The 16568-nt window shown below is 67.4% G+C and carries 10 protein-coding genes; 3 read left to right on the top strand and 7 right to left on the bottom strand.

Going from position 1 to position 16568, the window contains the following annotated elements; genetic code table 11:
* Window positions 1–30 precede the first annotated feature (30 nt).
* Both GobsT_RS19160 and GobsT_RS19155 read right to left on the bottom strand, forming a co-directional pair.
* Window positions 31–1956: a protein kinase domain-containing protein gene (locus GobsT_RS19160; protein ID WP_010049103.1), complete on the bottom strand. Its 1926-nt coding sequence runs from the start codon at window positions 1954–1956 to the stop codon at window positions 31–33.
* Between the two features lie 12 nt (window positions 1957–1968).
* On the bottom strand, window positions 1969–2547 hold the full coding sequence (locus GobsT_RS19155; RefSeq protein WP_010049101.1) for an ECF-type sigma factor: 579 nt from the start codon (window positions 2545–2547) through the stop codon (window positions 1969–1971).
* Between the two features lie 150 nt (window positions 2548–2697).
* On the opposite strand from GobsT_RS19155, the gene GobsT_RS19150 reads away from it, so the two are divergent.
* The 3 genes from GobsT_RS19150 (at window position 2698) to GobsT_RS19140 (ending at window position 5471) form a co-directional block, all read left to right on the top strand.
* Window positions 2698–3474 carry a BPL-N domain-containing protein gene (locus GobsT_RS19150; RefSeq protein ID WP_010049100.1) on the top strand — a complete coding sequence of 259 codons (777 nt, stop codon included), beginning with the start codon at window positions 2698–2700 and terminating at the stop codon, window positions 3472–3474.
* Between the two features lie 100 nt (window positions 3475–3574).
* Window positions 3575–4555 (top strand): DUF1559 domain-containing protein, encoded by a 981-nt coding sequence (locus GobsT_RS19145; RefSeq protein WP_010049098.1) that lies wholly within the window; start codon window positions 3575–3577, stop codon window positions 4553–4555.
* A gap of 64 nt (window positions 4556–4619) precedes the next feature.
* Entirely contained in the window at window positions 4620–5471 is an 852-nt protein-coding gene (locus tag GobsT_RS19140) for an N-formylglutamate amidohydrolase (RefSeq protein WP_010049096.1), read from the top strand.
* Between the two features lie 156 nt (window positions 5472–5627).
* On the opposite strand, the gene GobsT_RS40535 is transcribed toward GobsT_RS19140, so the two are convergent.
* From GobsT_RS40535 to GobsT_RS19115, 5 genes are all read right to left on the bottom strand, one after another.
* Window positions 5628–7505, bottom strand: a complete 1878-nt coding sequence (locus tag GobsT_RS40535) for a CotH kinase family protein (RefSeq protein WP_148087805.1) — start codon at window positions 7503–7505, stop codon at window positions 5628–5630.
* Between the two features lie 386 nt (window positions 7506–7891).
* On the bottom strand, window positions 7892–9322 hold the full coding sequence (locus GobsT_RS19130; protein WP_010046064.1) for a hypothetical protein: 1431 nt from the start codon (window positions 9320–9322) through the stop codon (window positions 7892–7894).
* Between the two features lie 32 nt (window positions 9323–9354).
* Window positions 9355–10125 carry a class I SAM-dependent methyltransferase gene (locus GobsT_RS19125; RefSeq protein ID WP_010046062.1) on the bottom strand — a complete coding sequence of 257 codons (771 nt, stop codon included), beginning with the start codon at window positions 10123–10125 and terminating at the stop codon, window positions 9355–9357.
* A 709-nt stretch (window positions 10126–10834) separates the two neighbouring features.
* A complete protein-coding gene (locus GobsT_RS19120) occupies window positions 10835–12247 on the bottom strand; it encodes an RNA polymerase sigma factor (protein WP_010046060.1) in 1413 nt (470 codons plus the stop codon).
* Between the two features lie 235 nt (window positions 12248–12482).
* Window positions 12483–16568: an amidohydrolase family protein gene (locus tag GobsT_RS19115; protein ID WP_010046058.1), complete on the bottom strand. Its 4086-nt coding sequence runs from the start codon at window positions 16566–16568 to the stop codon at window positions 12483–12485.

Here is a 16568-nt window from a genome sequence, read left to right as displayed (position 1 = left end):
CGGGTGCCGTGTACTCCATTCGAGTTCGCGTCACTCGGCGGGGCGCCGGTACTCCGGGGGCAGTTCGGTGACGCGCCGGACCTCAATGTTGCGGAAAAAGATTTCGCCCTTGATCGACTGGAACCGGATGCGCCCGCGGCGGAGCGGCTCGTCCGGCGGGTCCGCCCGGCGCGACCGGGCCAGTGACAGCACCGGCGTGTCGTTGATGACATGGACCGCCCAATCGTCGACACACACGATCGCGGCCCGGTTCCACCGGCCCACCGGGACCTCCGCGAGCAACTCGGGGTCGATCCGCCGGCCGCCCGGGCGCACCGATTCCACCGCGCCGCCGCGGATCACGCCGACATCAATCCGGAGCAGGTCGTTGAGCCGCCGGTACTCGCCGGCCCGCTGGAGGTGCAACTGCATTCCGTGCGTGCCGCGCGAGCCGAGCTCCCCGGTGCAGTGGTACCGCACGCTCGCGTAGTGCTCGCCGGCCGCTTCCGCCCAGCGGTACTCGAACCGCAGGTGGAAGTTCTCGAACTCCCGGCCCGACTCGACGCTCCCTAAACCCGTTCCGGTCGCCCGCACCGCGGGGCGGCCGTCGAGCGTGACCAGCCCGAACAGGCTTTGCGGGCCGACCCCGATCGGGGTGACGCCGTCGGGCACCACCGGCGTCCATTGCCCCAAGTCGTGTTGGTCCAGGAGCGGTTCCCAGGTGTCGACCGTTGCGAACACGGCGGGCTGGCGCGCCCGCCCGGGGCCGGGCAGCAGTTCCCACGCCGCCCACGCGCCGGCCGCGAGCAGCGCCCCAAGAGCGAGCGCCGCCGGCCAGAGACGCGGCCGCGGCGGGGCGAGTACCTTCTCCAAGTCCGTGAGCAGCGCCGCGGCCGACGGGTAGCGGTCTTCCGGTCGCGGGGCCATCGCGCTCCGGACGATCCGGGCGACCCTCGCGGGCACCGCCGGGTTCAAGGCGCGCGGGTCCGGGGCCGGCTCGCGGAGTTGTTCCGCCACCACCTCCGTTACCGTCGCGCCGGCGTAAGGCGCCGAGCCGGTGAGTAACGCGAAGTACGCGGCCCCGAGCCCGAACACATCCGTGCGCTGGGTCAGCGGTGCCCCGTCGCGCTGTTCGGGGGCCATGTACGCGGGCGTGCCGGCGGTGGAACCCGGGACGGTGACGGTGCCGTCCGAAGCCGACAGGCTGAAGTCGGCGAGCTTCGCGAGCACCCCGCTTCCGGTCGAGCCGTCCGGCGTGCCGGCTCGCTCCGGTAGCAGGATGTTGCCTGGCTTCACGTCCAGGTGCAAGAACCCGGCCCCGTGAATCGCGACCAACCCGCGGCACGCGTCCACGAGGACGCGGGTGGCGAACCGCCAGTCGAGCGCCCCGTCGCGCTTGAGCCGGTCCGCGCAGCTCCCGCCGGGGACGCGCTCCAGGACCAGGAACGCGACCCCGTTCGCCTCTCCGGCTTCGAACACGGCCACCACGTTCGGGTGTAGTAACTGTCCGGCGAGGCGGGCCTCGCTCAGCAGCCGCTCGCGGGCGTGCGGGTCGGCGGACCGCGCGTCCGGCAGCGCCTTGACCGCCACCTTTCGGTCGATGACCGGGTCGTCCGCCTCGAACACCACCCCCATCCCGCCGCGCCCGAGCACCCCGGTGAGCCGGTACTTGCCCAACACGTCCCCCACTGCGGGCGTCGCCGTTCCGAACGCCGCGCGTACCGCCGGCGCACGGCTCGGGAAGCGTTCGACGTACTCCGCCGCTTGCGGGCGCTCGCCGGCGGCCCGGCGCTGCTCCAGCTCCAGCGCGACCAGTTCGGTCAGGAGCGCGTCGCGGGCCGCCGGCTCGACCTGCTCCACGTAGTCCTCGATCCGCGCGCCGGCCCCGGCGCGCTCGAACGCGACGCACACGGCGTCCACGCGGCGTTTGGCGCCGGTGGGTAGCCCAAGGAACGTGGAGGGGGCGGTGTCGGGCATGGAGGCGCCTGTTCAGTGCCTGGGACGAGCGTCGGGCTCGGCCGGCGGGTCGGATTCCCAGATGTCGCGGATCAGGGCGAGCCGGCGGCACACGGTGCGGACCGTGCAACCGAGCCGCTCGGCGATCTCCTCGTTCGTGTACCCGTCCAGCTTGAACCGGGCCAGCTCCCGCAGTTCGTCCGAATCGAGTTTGTCGAACAGCATCCGGATCTCGTCCCCCACCGCCGCGGCCAGTGCCGGGTCCACTATGGACCCGGGAACGTCGTCGGGCAACTCGTCGGTGGGGCGGCCTCGTTTTTGGGCCGACTGGTGTTTGCGCCAGTCCACCGCCTTTCGAGCGGTCAGCACCACCAACAGGTGCCACAGGTCGTCGCGGCTGGCGAGCCGGGCGAACTTCTGACCCGAGGCGGCCCGGCAGAACTGGAAGAAGGCGGACAGGGCCACGTCCTCGGCGTCGGCGGCGCGCCCGACCATGCGCCCGGCGGCGAGCGACACCATGCGGCGAAAGTACCGGTCCCAGAGCGGCCGTGCGGCGTCACCGTCGCCGGCGGCGAGGCGCTGAACCCAGGCGGTAATGGAACCTTCGGTCATCACGCGGTTGGGACGTAGTTGAAGAGAAAAATCGTAACAAATCGATCGGCCGTGTCACCCCCGGAACCGGTTTGTCGTGATCCTCTCTGAGGCGATACTCTCCTTCCGCTTCATTTTCCCTGTTAATCACCCGCGCGGAAAGGCAAAAACGTGCCCCGTTCCGTCGTACCGTTCGCCGCACTGGTCGCGGTCGTGCTGTCGGTGTCGTTCGCCCAGTCGGAACCGCCCGCCAAGGGCGACAAACCGGTGCGGGTCGCGCTGTTCGCCGGTGGCGGTGCCGCCAAGACCAAGGGGCCGGCGGCGGCGGCCGTTGAGAAGACCCCCGGGTTCGAGGTCACGCTCGTGACCGGTGAAGACATCCGCGCCGGTGCCCTCAAAGACTTCCGGGTGCTGATCCAGCCCGGCGGGAGCGGGTCCGCTCAGGCGAAGGACCTGGGCGAAGAGGGCCGCGCGAAGGTGAAGCAGTTCGTGAAGGACGGCAACGGCTACATCGGCATCTGCGCCGGCGCCTACCTCGCGAGCCGCAGCTACGACTGGTCCTTACACATCCTCGACGCCGAAGTGCTCGACCGCGCCCACTGGGCGCGCGGCACCGGCGACGTGGAACTGCGGTTCGGCCCCAAGGGCAAGGAGTTCTTCGACACCAAGGCGGAGAAGCTGACCGTTTACTACGGTCAGGGGCCGCTGCTCGCACCGGGCAAGGACGACGCCATCCCGGATTACGAGGAACTGGCCACTTACGAAACCGAGATTTTCAGCAAGGGCGGGGCGAAGCCCGGAGTGATGAAGGGCACGACCGCTGCCGCCCGCGGCAGCTACGGCACCGGGCGGGTGTTCTGCTGGAGCCCGCACCCCGAGAAGACCGACACGCCGGAGGCAAAGGCCCTGTTCCGCAAGGCCCTGCTGTGGACCGCCGGTAAAGAATAGCCCGCCGCCGACCGCTCACGCCGACTCTCTATTCTCGCTGCCCGGCCGGTCCCCCCCACGACCGGCACGTTGATTCGCTATTCATTTTTGAGGAAGTGCTATGCCTCCCGTCCGACCCCGCCGCGGGTTCACGCTGATCGAGTTGCTGGTGGTGATCGCGATTATTGCGATCCTCATCGGGCTGCTGCTTCCGGCCGTGCAGAAGGTGCGCGAAGCCGCTGCACGCATGAAGTGCCAGAACCACCTCAAGCAGCTCGGCTTGGCCTCGCATAACTACGAGAACACCTACGGCGGCCTACCGCCCACGGCCATCGACTTCGATTCGAACGCGCCGAATACCCTACCGTTCCCGGCACCGAAGGGGACGCGTGCGGCTCGCAGCTTCCACTTCATTCTCCTGCCGTACATTGAACAGTCGAACATTCAGAATAAGTACGATTCGGCCTTGGACTGGCGAGAACTCGTGAACCGGCCGCTGGCCGCTTCGCCGATCCCCATCTACTTGTGCCCGTCGTCACCCGGTAGTGATCGTACCCGGTCGTTCGGTGCCCCGTCAACCTACGGAGGGGGCACCGTGACGGGATACGTAACTGACTACCTGATTTTCGCGCGATGCCGGAGCACCATTAACACTGATACGTTGCTGTCGGCCACCGTGAATAGCTCGTGGAGCGCGGCGACGCGACCGAACGTGGATACGCCGTTCACTGCCATCACCGACGGCACGTCAAACACCATCATGCTGATGGAGGCGGCGGGTGGTCCGACTGCCTACCGGATTGGTCGCCCGACTGGTGACACCACCGCTAACACGCAGATGTGGCCCGACCACCGCAATTACCACATCTTCGACGGGAGCAACCCGGCCACCGGTGTGTCCGACGACGATACCGCCACACGATCGACTCGCACTCTGGCCATGAACGGAACAAATGACGGAGAAGCGTACTCGTTTCACTCGGGCGGTATGAACATCGCGCGAGCCGACGGTTCGGTGGCTTTCATCCGCCAGTCCGTGTCGGTCGGGATCGTGGCGGCCCTGCTCACCCGCAGTCACGGGGAAGTGCTGACGGACTACTAATGCTCTAACCGCGGGCGTCACGGACCCGTGACGCCCGATCCCCTTTCTCGTTTCAAGGCCCATCATGCTGCCACTTCGTCGGTTCGCTCTTATCACGGTCGCGCTGGCGCTCGCGGCTGTCGTTGCCCTGGCCGACGCGCCGGTCGCACCGACGCCCCACGCGATCGGGAAGCCGCCGACGAGTCCCCTGGTGGCGGTCGAGCCGGGCGATTCGCCGGTGATTCTCTCGGCTCCGCACGGCGGCACCAAGGATGTGCCCGGCGTGTCGCCCCGGAAGGGTGACGGGTTGCCGGTCGGTGGGAGTGGGTTCTTCGCTGGGCGGGACGGCGGAACGGAAGAGCTCGCCCACGCGACAGCCGCGGCGATCGCCAAGAAGACCGGGAAGAAGCCGTACCTCGTGGTCGCGCAGTTCCACCGCAAGTTCATTGACGCGAACCGCCCGCCCGAGATCGCCTATGAGGACGCGAAGGCGAAGCCGACGTACGACGCCTACCGCGGCACCCTGGCGTCCTACTGCCGCGAGGTGAAGAAGCGGTACGGCCGCGGGCTGCTGCTCGACATTCACGGCCAGGGGCGCATGAAGGACACGGTCATTCGCGGCACCAAGGACGGAAAGACGGTCGCGTTACTGGTCCAGCGGTACGGCGAGAAGGCGCACACCGGTCCGAACAGTTTCTTCGGGCTGCTCGCCGCGGGCGGGTACAAGGTGTACCCCGAGAAGCTCGCGGACAAGGAGTACGCCACGCTCAGCGGCGGCGACATCGTGCAGACCTACGGTAGCGGCGATTACGGCATCGACGCGATCCAGTTGGAGTTCGGCGGGGACTTCCGCGACGCCGCGAGCCGCACCGCGACCGCCGACAAGGTGGCCGCGGCGGTCGCAAAGTTCACCGAACTCTACCTCTCCGACAAATGACACGGTGAGTTCGTCTCTTGCGTGTCGGCGCGGACCACTTGAAACGATCTGGCCGCGTGGGCGACGACATGCGTCGCCCACGCGGCCAGATCCTCACTCTTTAACAACCCTGATACACGGCGGACGCGGAGGAGCATTTCCGCCCGCCGGATGGGTTCAGGGCGCGGCCTTCTTAACCTCGGGGTTGGCCAGCAGGTACTTTTGGCGCTGCTCGGCGAACGCCCGGACGTTCATCCCCTGCGACCCACGTCCGAAGCCACCGCCGCCGCCACCGGCGCTGGGCGCGTTGTCGTCGGTGTTCCGCTTGAACGCCTCGAAGGAGTCGAGCTTCCGGGTATCCAACTCCACTTCCTTCTCGATCAGCTTGCGGTACTGAGCGACGACCGGCCCGAGCGCTTTCCAGTCAAGTGACTCTTCCGCGATCCGCTTCACATTCGCAAGGTACTTGGCCCGCAGCGCGGGCACCGCGAGCAACTTACTCCGGAGTGGTTTGCTGGCGTCGTTCAGTCCGACGAGCGGGTCGAGTTCGACCCCGCGTCCGCCGCCACCGGATCCGCCCGGCCCACCCGGGAAGCCACCGCCCGGACCGCCGGGGAACCCGCCTCCCGGCCCGGCGAACCCACCGGGACCGCCGGGCGCACGCTCCTTCATCTCCTTGAATTGTTTGAACTGTTCGGCGGTCAGCAACTTTTCGAGTTTCGCCTCCGTTTCCTTCTGGATTTCGGCAAGCTGCTTCTTCTGCTCCGCGGTGAGTTGGAGCGCGTCCTGAAGCGGCGCCGGCAGCACCTCGCCAGGGGCCGGCGGCCGGAATCCGCCGCCACCCGGCCCGCCCATCCCCGGACCACCCATGCCAGGGCCGCCGGCCGGGCGGAACGCCTCGTTCATGTCGTGCGGGATGACATGGAACTTGCCTTTCTCGTCCAGGTAAACGCTGTAGTCGCTGGACCGGATCCAGTACCCGTCGCAGTTGATGAGCGCGGCGTCCAGGGCCAGGAACCACAGGATGTTGTCCAGGTCCGCGATCGGCTTCAGCGCCTCTTCGAGCTTGTTCGGCGGGGTCTGGTTGAGCACCTTGCAGAAGTTCACCAGGGCCTTCCAGGCGTCCTCGTTCTCGCCGCTCTTCATCTCGAAGATGCGCTTGTACGCGGCGGGGTCGTCGCCGAAGTACTCCAGCCCGCCGCGCCCGCCCGGCGAACCGCGGACCTTCCACCGGGTGCCCTTCGTCGTCTTGTAGTTCTCGTTGAGGAACACCTTGTCGAACTGCTGAACGCTGACGTACACGCCCCAGCTCTCGCCGTTGATGACCACCTTCACAAAGTTCGCCTTCGGGGTCGGGGTGTACTTGTTCGCGATGTGAGAGTACAGCACCGTGCTCATCAGCGACGGATCCTCGTGCGCGTTCAGCAGGTTCAGCGTCTTGTACCCGTAGAGTCGCTGCTTCCCGTCGGCCATGTCGAACGACATGTTGAGCGACCGCTTGGACCCGGCCCCCACCCCCATGTACGACGACATCCCCCGGAAGTGGACGCCCACGTTCGGGTACCGCTTGCCGTCCACCGTGACGGTCGCTGGCAGGTCCACGTCGGTGCCGTGGAAGTCCTGCATCTCCGACTCCCAGTCGGCGTTTTCAAACTCCAGGAACAGGGTGCGGAGGACGCTCGCGTCGTACAACTTGGCGTCCGGATAGTTTTTCACCTCGGCCGGGCTCACCTTCGGGCCGGGTTTGCCGCTCTCGCCGCCTTTCCCGAACCCACCCTTCGGACCGCCGAACCCGCCCCGGCCGCCCTTCTTGGCGGCCTCGCGCGCCGGCTTCCGCTCGTCCGCGTTGAGCCAGCCGTCCTTATTCTTGTCATACTCTGCAACCAGCTTCCGCTCTTGCCCGCCGGGCGGCCCGAACCCGCCCTTACCCCCGAACCCTCCGCCCGGCGGTTGCGGAAAGGCTGTTGGCGCACACAGCGCGACGAGCGCTGCCGAAAGTGCCGCGGCTGTGGTTGCCGTTATCCGTCGGTCCATCATCTGCCTCGTGTCGGTCAAGGGCTACACTCGTGAGCGTCCGGCACTCATGAAGTCATCACGATTTCTTCACACATGCTCGTTGAGATAAACTCCGTCGGTTCGGCGGCGGAGACATTTGCGGAACGATTTCGTTGCGGGGCGAGAGACTTGGCGGGTGCCATGAGCCGGGTTACCGGCTCCCGCCTCTTGCGGCCCGAAGTGTGAGAGTGTTTTGCGATCCGGACGAGTGTTTATTTTTGCCTGCGGTCACCCAGGAAGCGACAGTCCAGGCGCTCGGTGAGGGTCGGAAGTTCAAGTGCGTTGTCGCTCTGTTCGCCGGAACAGTTACCCGGCGGCGGGCTGTTCCCCCTGGTCGCATGGGGAACAGTCCGCCGCCACCAACTGCTGAGTCTCGGTGAAAGGTGTCACTCCTTGGTGAACTGGAAAGCGAAGAGCTTCGAGCGCTTCATCCTGACGTGAATACACACGGGTCGCCCAGCGAGTGCCGATACGTCCTCCTTGCCCTTCCAGTAGACGCACTGGTCAACGAAGTTTCCCCCGATCTCCTCGCACTCCGCCAGCGTGAAACCCGGGATCGGTTTTCCGTCCGCGTCCTGCAACTCGACGAACGCGTTCCCCGCCGCTCCGGTGTCGATGTTCAGCCGCAGCTTACTGCCCCGGAAAATGAGCGGCGGCGTGGTAAGCCAGCCGCCCTTGTGATCGGCGTCGGCCGAGACGAACCCGTCGAGCCGCTGGCGCACCACCCCGACACCGCCCTCTTGACCCGCGATCTTGTCGTACTCGGGGCGCAGCACTGCAGAGTCGTGCAACCGGCCGCTGGAATAGTAGTACTGGTACACGTAGTTACCACGCCGCACGAACCCCGGGGCGGCCACCGTGTACCACCGGTCCCACTCGTCCGCTAACCCCGTCGGGATGTACGCGGTCCGCTCGGGGCGCGACCACTTCACCCCGTCGCGGCTCACGGCCAACTGCACTTCGAGCATTCCGTAATCCTCCCACTGACCCTTCACCCGCGGCCGCACGAACGGGTGCCGCTGGGGAGAGAAGTGGCGGAAGTGCGACGGGAACATGAGGTACACGCCGCCGGCCCACGGGTACGGCTCGGCCGCGTTGTAGTACACGTCCGAATGCGGGTCGTCTTCCTTGTCGGCGGAGTACACGACCGGCAGGTTCTCGACCGACGGGAAAATGCGGTGCTTCTCGGTTTTCGTGTACGGCCACGGCTTGAGCGGGTCGTCGGTCTCAATCCGCCCGATGCGGCGCTGGTTCTCGGAGGTGTAATCAAACGCGCGGGTGTAGATGACGTACTTCCTGATCCGCTCGTCCCAGTGAACCACCGTCGGGTTGTCGGTGAAGAACGGGAGCACCCGCCCCACCTTGGTGAATTTCACCCCGTCGGGCGAGTAGCTGGCGAACACCCCGTGCTTGGCCGGGTCGAACGGTTCGGAGAACTCCAGGTGGAACAGCTTGTACCGCTTAGCGGCGTCGGTCTCGTGCGGGTCCAGGAAGATGGTCGGGAAGTGCCCGCCGGGCAGCTTCGTGCCGGTACGGCGGAACGCGAGCCCGTCCGTGCTCTCCAGTACCTGCACGTTTTCGTGTCCGAGGTACAGGCGCGCTTTCTCGCCGTCGATCACGCGGGCGACGTGCCCGCGGAGCGGCTTGCCGCTGTCGTCCTTGAGCGGTCCGAGCTTTTGCGGCGGGTTGACGCGCAACTCGACCCGGTCGCGTCGGGCGATGAGCGCGTCGTCGATGAACAGTTGCTTGCGGTCGCCGACATCGATGGCGACCGGCGGTGCGGCCAGTGCGGCGAGTAAGAGGACGGACGGGAGCATGGGGCGGGTCCGGAGGGGAGGGCCGGCGGCCGTCACGGCTTGACGGCGCGGGTGGCAATGAAGGCGGGCAGGTACTTCGCCAGCGGGTGTGTCGGGTCGCGGTCCTCGAAGAAGGCGGTCATTCGGAACCCGGCGTCCAGTTGCCCGCCGATCTGATCTTCCAGTGTGTGCCCGAAGCACAACGGCTCGTCTTTGCTCGTGTATCGGGTTCGCTCTTCGTCCGTCAGGCTGGTCAGGTCCGAATACGGGATCGGATGCCGCACGACGAGTTCGCCGCGGTCGGTGGCGGCCACGTCGTCGAAGGCGTACAGCACCGGGTTCGTGAACCCCGCCAGGAGAACCCCGTCGGGTTTCAGGACGCGGAAGCACTCGCGCCACACGGGGCGCACGTCCGGCACGAACCCGTTGGAGCACGGATGGAACACCAGTCCGAACGATCCGTTTCCGAATGCGGACAGGTCCCGCATGTCACCTTCGATGGTGGTGAGGGTCAGCCAGTCGCGCTCGGCCACGGAACGGTCTCGAGCGAGCTGCGCCGGCGAGTTGTCGAATACGGTAACTCGGGCTCCGGCGGCTGCCAGTACCGGCCCTTGCTGTCCGCCTCCGGACGCCAAGCACAACACATCCAAACCGGCCAGTGACGGGAACCAATCGCGGGGAACCGGTCGCGTCGGGGTGAGGACCACGGACCATTCACCACGCCGGGCCGCGGCCGTCACCTCGGGACCGACCGGCACGGTCCATTTGTTCCCGGTCGCTACTTGCCGGTCCCAGGCCCGGCGGTTGTATTCGCGCACGTCCACGGCTTCCCTCCGATGTGTGGGCGCGGCCGCGCCTCACGTTCGTGATACGAAGCGGGTTGTTGTGTTTGGTGGCGTTTCCGGTGTGCAAGTGACGGTCTCGAAATCGCGAGACGCCAAACGAGTGGGAAAGGTATTTTGAAGAGGCCGTGGAGTGAATTCGTCGCACGCAACTCGCGTGGACGGTGCAAACTTGATGGGACGAAAATGCGAATACAAAAAAGGACCGGCCGCAAGCTGTCACACTGTCGCCCATTCAGTGTGGCTGCCGCGGCCAGTCTGAAGGAAATATACACTGCGGACCCGGGAGAAAGCAAACATGAGTCGGGCGATTTCCGATTTCCCGGACACATGCCGGATTTATCGACAAGTCTGAACTCGCGACACGATTGGCAATCGCAATCATAAATCGTTATTAGGAAATGACTTGTGTTATTTGACACGGAATAATCAACGGGCGGCGCGAGTCCTGCTCTGGGCTGCTCGTATCACACTTGCCCGAAATTGCTTCCTTGCCTAATCGCCCGCCGTTTCGTTGGTGATTTCCCCGGCGCCCGCGACGGAGTTTTCGGACACCATCCGCTCAGTTCCGAGTTCGCCTTCGGAACGCGGGTTGAACCGGGTGAGGCCGCCCATGCCCTTCGCCTCCCCGGTTCGACCTGCTACCGCGCAGTTGCGCAGTCCGTCATGTGCTTGATGCCGCTGACACGGACTACTTCGGGTTCTTGACCTTCCACAATTCCGTTTCGACTTTTAGCCGGTGTCGGTTCGCCACGTCTAGCGATTGTGGAGTTAATGCGCCGGCCTGCACGCGGAGTTCTGTGTATCGCTCGAACGATTTGGCGGTAATAAGCATTTCCCTGAGCCACAGCTCTTGTTCCTTTGGCTGTTGGTCCCACAGCTCGGCAACAATGGCTTGCATGTCGGCCAGCCAGTCGTGAAATTCGGCCTGGAATTGCAGGCCGGGGCCGGTCACTTCCAAGGCTGCGACGGTTCGAATGTGCTCACTAATGCCCGCTTGGAGGCGGGCTTTCAGTAGCTTCCGCAGCGTGTCGTCTGCCGGATCCGCTTTCAGGTCGATCACTCCGGTCAGTCGCGGGCACAGTTGTTTGAGTGCTGCTGTGCGCTTCTGCGGCGTATCCCCCCAGTCGGGCGGAGCGAGTTCGGGAAAGGCGGTTACTGAGTGCTGGGTGGGGGGCTTGAGGCGGCGCTTGTCTTCGACGTTGTTTTGCACCCCGGGTTGTGTGATCTCGCTCTTGGGCGCGGGGGTGCCCGGAGCACGCGGGGGCGGGACCGCCTCAGCATTTTGCGGCTGAGACGTGCCGCTTGGCGCAACAGCCAACATGCTGCCGACGCCGGCGATTCCCGAACACACAACCACGGCCGCTGCCACTGCCCTGATCCAATGCGTCGTGTTCAGCACTGCAAGAACTCCCTCGGTAAGTGAAGCGACCGCAGGCGACACCTGTCCGGCGGTCATGGGTAAGGTTCGGGTCACGAGGTGCGGCGGTGCCATCCCGACCGGCCCGAACGCGGCCGGCGCGAACCCGCGGCGCCCCAGCCGCGCGCGGAGTGTGGCTCGCGCGCGGCTGAGGCGCCCGGACACGGTGCCCACGGGCCAGCCGAGCGCCTTGGCGGCGTCGGCGTGGGACAACCCCTCCAGGTCGCACAGGACCACCGGGAGGCGCTCGCGCTCGGGCAACCGGGCGAGTTCCTCGTGAACGACCGCCACGAGTTCAGAATCGGCCGGTTCGACGGGCGCCGCCGGGGTCGCGTCGAACTGTTGTGGCTCGACGGCGGTGACGCGCCGCGTTCGCTCGCGGAGCTTGAGGGCGGCGTGGACGGCGACGCGGTGGAGCCACCCGCCCACGCACGGGGTGCGAACGTCAAGGGCACAGCGGAGCAGGGCCAGGAACGCGGCCTGGAACGCATCCTCGGCGTCGGCGTCGGCGGCCAGCAGCCGCCGACACGCGGCCCACACCGCGGGGGCGTGCCGGTGAACGATCAGCTCGAACGCGGCCGAATCGGCGGACGCGGCGAAGCGGCGCAGCAGTTCGGCGTCGGTGACGTGGTCGGTCCCGGGCGGGGCAGAAGCCAGCAGTCGGAAGAGCAGTCGTTTCGACATGATGCGGCTCGCCCTCTGTCGCGGCTCCGGATCACGTGGGTCCGGGAACCGCGATCAGTATCGGGGAGGGCACGTACCTCACCGATACTGATCCGCGAGCCGTCGGCGCTCATACAAGAAAGTGAAAAATCGCGGGGCGGGGCTGATCGCCGCCCCCGCACGCTCCGGCGTGCGGGGGCGGGCGTTTCTTCATCCAGCAAAGGCCGAATCTCATTCACGGCGCCGGCCTGCGCGGTCACTTGCCCGGGGGCCGCTCGCGCCCCTCGTTCAACCGCTTTTGGTACTTGTCGAACAGCCGACTCTGCTTGCTGGTCGGCTCGTGCGGCTTGCCGTCCACGAACACGCACAGAACCTGGGCCGTCGCCTGGAGCACGTCGCCGTTGGCGATCACGAGGTTCGCCCGCTTGCCGACCTCGATGGAGCCGAACCGGTCGGCCACGCCCAGGATTTCCGCCGGGTACAGCGTCACCGCTTTCAGCCCCTCCTCCGGCGGCAGCCCGTGCGCGACCGCCATTGCCGCTTCGTACGGCAGGTTGCGGGCGTTGTTCGAGCCCGCCGACCGGATGCAGAACCGCACCCCCGCGGCGTGCAGTTTGGCCGCCGCGGTGTAGGCCGCGTCGTACTTGTCGCCGGTCTCGCGCGGGATGCTCATCACCGGTCCCAGGATCACCGGCACGTCGCGCCGCTTCAGCTCCTCCGCGAGCTTCCACGCCTCGGACGCGCCGCTCAGGATCGGCTTCACCTTCAGTTCGTCGGCCAGTTTGAGCACGCCGGCGATGTCGGCCTTGCGCTCCGCGGTGAACACCACCGGCTTCTCGCCGCGCACGAACGGCCGTAGCGCGTCGAGCCGGGGGTTGGCCGCGACCGGCGCGCCGGCCTTCTTCGCGTCGTCGTACCGGCGGGCCGTCTCGAACAGCTCCTTGAGCTGGGTGAGCTTTTGCTCGCGGCGGAAGCGGGCCGCCGAGGCGCCGTCGCTCTCGAACGCGACGGTCGGGTTGAACCCGCCGCGGAAGCCGCCGGCGTTCGCCGGGGGGTACTCGATGTGGAGCGTGAGCCCGTCTACCGCGACCATTTCTGCCGGCACCCAGCCCGCGAGGTTGATGAGCGCCCCCTGACCCGGCAGCAGGGATCCGGTGGGCCGCGTCAGCGCTGTGGTCACCCCGTTGGCCCGGGTCACGGGGATCAGCTCCGAGTCCGGGTTGATGCCGACGCTTGCGCGGAGGTCCGGCTGAAAGTCGCCGCCTTCGCGGAAGTCGTTGGTCTCGCGGGCCGAGTCGATTTCCACGAGCCCCAGCACGGTCCCGGCGTCGATCATGCCGGGGAAGATGTGCAGCCCGGTGCAATCGACCTCGCGAACCGCCGGCCGCGCGCCGCCGACCTTCAGCCCGCCCTGTGCGACGTGAAGGAGCTTGCCGGTAGCGGCGTCCACGGTGACCGTGCCGACGAACGGTTCCTTGCCCGGTGAGTGGATCGTGCCCCCGTGCAGCACGTAGGTGCCCTTCGGCAGTTCCGGGAGCGCGGCAAACTTCGGCGCCGGCTTCGCGGGCTCCGCCGCGGCCGGGTCGAACGGCGTGAGCTTCGGCGACCGCTGGAAGTAGATCTCGCCTTCGATCAGTGTCATTTCGCACCGCGCGAAGGAGTTCAGCGGGTGCCCGTTGAAGATCGCGAGGTCGGCGTCCTTGCTCACCTCGACTGTGCCGAGCCGCGCGTCCAGTCCGAGTTGCTTGGCGGGGTTCAGGGTGATCGTGTGCAGCGCTTCCTCAGGTGTGAACCTGCAGTACTTCACCAGCTTCGCGGCCTCCTGGTTCAGGTGCCGCATCAGCTCGTTGTCGTCCGACTTGAGGCATACGGAGGCGCCGGCGTCCTTGAGCAGCTTCGCGGCGTAGGGGATCGCGTCGAACGCCTCGATCTTGTACGCCCACCAGTCGCTGAACAGGCTCACGCTGGCGCCGTGCGCGGCGATCTCCGGTGCCACCTTGTAGCCCTCGAGCACGTGCTGGAGGGACTTCACCTTTACGCCGAACTGGTCGGCCACGCGCAACAGCATCAGGATCTCGTCGGACCGGTAGCAGTGCGAGTGGACCCGCACGTCGCCCTTGAGGATGTCCGCCAGCGCCTCGAGGCGCAGGTCGCGCCGCGGCTCCGGCAGCGGGTCGCTGGTCCCTTTGCGGGACTCGTACTCGGCCCACTTCTTCTGGTACGCCTGGGCCTCGGTGAACGCGCGGACGAGGACCGCCTCGACCCCGAGCCGGCTGTTCGGGAACCGGCCGTCGGTGCGCTTCACGTTCTCGCCGAGGGCGAACTTCACCCCGCGCGGCCCGCTGGTCACCAGCATCTCCCGCGCGGTCGCTCCGTACTTCATCTTGATGACCGCGTCCTGCCCGCCGATCACGTTCGCGCTGCCGTGCAGCAGGCGGGCGGTGGTCACCCCGCCCCCGAGCGCGCGGTAGACCTGCACGTCCTCGGAGTCGATCACGTCCCGCACCCGCACTTCGGGGACCACCGACAGCGACGACTCGTTGATCCCGCCCGACATCGCGAAGTGGGAGTGCGTGTCGATGATCCCGGCCGTCACGAACATGCCGTTCGCGTCGATCACCTTTACGCCGGGTGCGGGGGGCAAGCCGGCGCCGATGGCGCGGATCTTTCCGGACTCGACCAGGATGTCGGTGTTCGGGAGCGTTTTGCCGGTGCCGGTGAGCACGGTGGCGCCGCGGATCAGCACGGCGCCGCCGGTGCGAACGGGCGGCTTGCGGTCGGCCTCGGTCTCGGTGGCCGTGAGTTCGGCGGCGTCCAGCATTGGCACCACCGCACGCAGCGCCGCGCCGTTGAACGGCGGCGTGTCGCGCTCGGACCCCGGCCGCCCGGACCCGAACGGTCCCTTGGGGGCCGGCGCGGGCGAGGTCGGCGCCGGAGACGGATCGGTATCGGGTCGCGGCCGATTGCCCTTCTTGGGGGTCGGGGTGTCACCGCCAGGTGCGGGTGCGCTAGCGCCGGAGGGTGGCGTCGGTGCGGTGAGGTCGAAGCGCACGCCGTCGCTGAACGCGAACTTATACTTGGTCGCGGCCGAGTCGAACGCGCCGTCGCACACGAGCAGGTGAGCGGCGCGGCCCTTCGCGATGCGGCCCACTTGAGATGACGCGCCGAGGATGTCGGCGGCGGTGCCGGTTAGCGCCGCCAGCGCGGCGTCCGCGGGCAACCCGGCGGCGATGGCCTTGCGGACGTTCTGCTGGAACCGGTTCGGTGCCAGCCCCTGCGTGGTGAACGCGAACTTCACCCCGGCTTTGTGAAGGGCTGCTGCGCACCCCACGTCCTGTTGCCGCAGTCGCTCCTGGTCTTCGCGGACGCGGACGGGCAACTCCGACTCGCGCTCGGGGGCCGAGGCGAAGTCGAGCCGTAGGACGACCGGCACCTGCTCCTTCGCCAGCCGGTCGGCGACTTTCCACGCGCTGCGCCCGCCGACGATCAGCGGCTTCAGTTTGAACTCGGCTGCGAAGTCGAGCGCGCGGTTGATCTCGTCGGCCGAGTCGGCCTCGAAGGCGACCGGCAGTTGGCCGTCGAGAGCGGGCCACAGGGCCTCCAGGCACGGGTCCGCGGGCGGGCGCTTGCCAGTTTTTCCGCGACCTTCATAAGCGGCCCACTGGCGCTTGAGCCAGCCCGCGTCGAGCACCGTCTGCCGGGCGTGGGCCATCACCCCCATCAGCGACACCGGGTACTCGGCCCCGGCGACCCGCCCGAAACGGGCGTGCAGCGCCACCGGACCCCGTAGCGTGGCGTCGCGCGGGACCGCCCCGCTCAGGCTCACGAGCGCGCTGGTGCCCGAAAAATACCCGCCGTCGGGTGTCACGAGTTGGGCGGTGAAGCCGACCTTCCGCCAGGGCGCCGCCGACTCCTCGTCGAGCTTGAACGCCGTTTGAACCGCGAACTCGGGCGTCAGCCCCTTGCGGTGGTCCGGTTTGGTGGCGACGAGCGGGTCGGCGGCGAGATCCTCCGGGGCCGGCGGGCCACCCAGGGAGCGCCGCAGCGCGACATCATAGCCGCGGGTGGTGGCGGCGTCGATGAACCCCGGGTAAACGGTGAGCCCTTGCCCCTCGATCACGAGCGCGTCCGGCGGGACGGCAACGCCCTCTCCGACCGCAGCGATTAGCCCGTCGCGTATCACGAGTGTGGCTTTGGGGAGCACGGCTCCGGCTTCCGTAACGACCTTTGCGTCACGGATTGCATAAGCGGACGGGGCGAGGTCGCTGGGCTTCTGGGCCGCGATTGGTACGAAGGCGGCAGCGGCCAGCGCGCCGAGCAGCGCGAAACGTGCTGTGTTCAT

The organism is Gemmata obscuriglobus (genome assembly GCF_008065095.1).
Lineage (GTDB): Bacteria > Planctomycetota > Planctomycetia > Gemmatales > Gemmataceae > Gemmata > Gemmata obscuriglobus.
Note: the sequence above shows the minus strand (reverse complement) of the source record. Positions and strands in the feature narration are given on the sequence as shown.

Coding starts and splice junctions, on each gene's coding strand:
- GobsT_RS19140 (WP_010049096.1), top strand. CDS start 4,620: ATGCTGCCACTTCGTCGGTTCGCTCTTATCACGGTCGCGCTGGCGCTC.
- GobsT_RS19155 (WP_010049101.1), bottom strand. CDS start 2,547: ATGACCGAAGGTTCCATTACCGCCTGGGTTCAGCGCCTCGCCGCCGGC.
- GobsT_RS19145 (WP_010049098.1), top strand. CDS start 3,575: ATGCCTCCCGTCCGACCCCGCCGCGGGTTCACGCTGATCGAGTTGCTG.
- GobsT_RS19160 (WP_010049103.1), bottom strand. CDS start 1,956: ATGCCCGACACCGCCCCCTCCACGTTCCTTGGGCTACCCACCGGCGCC.
- GobsT_RS19115 (WP_010046058.1), bottom strand. CDS start 16,568: ATGAACACAGCACGTTTCGCGCTGCTCGGCGCGCTGGCCGCTGCCGCC.
- GobsT_RS19130 (WP_010046064.1), bottom strand. CDS start 9,322: ATGCTCCCGTCCGTCCTCTTACTCGCCGCACTGGCCGCACCGCCGGTC.
- GobsT_RS19120 (WP_010046060.1), bottom strand. CDS start 12,247: ATGTCGAAACGACTGCTCTTCCGACTGCTGGCTTCTGCCCCGCCCGGG.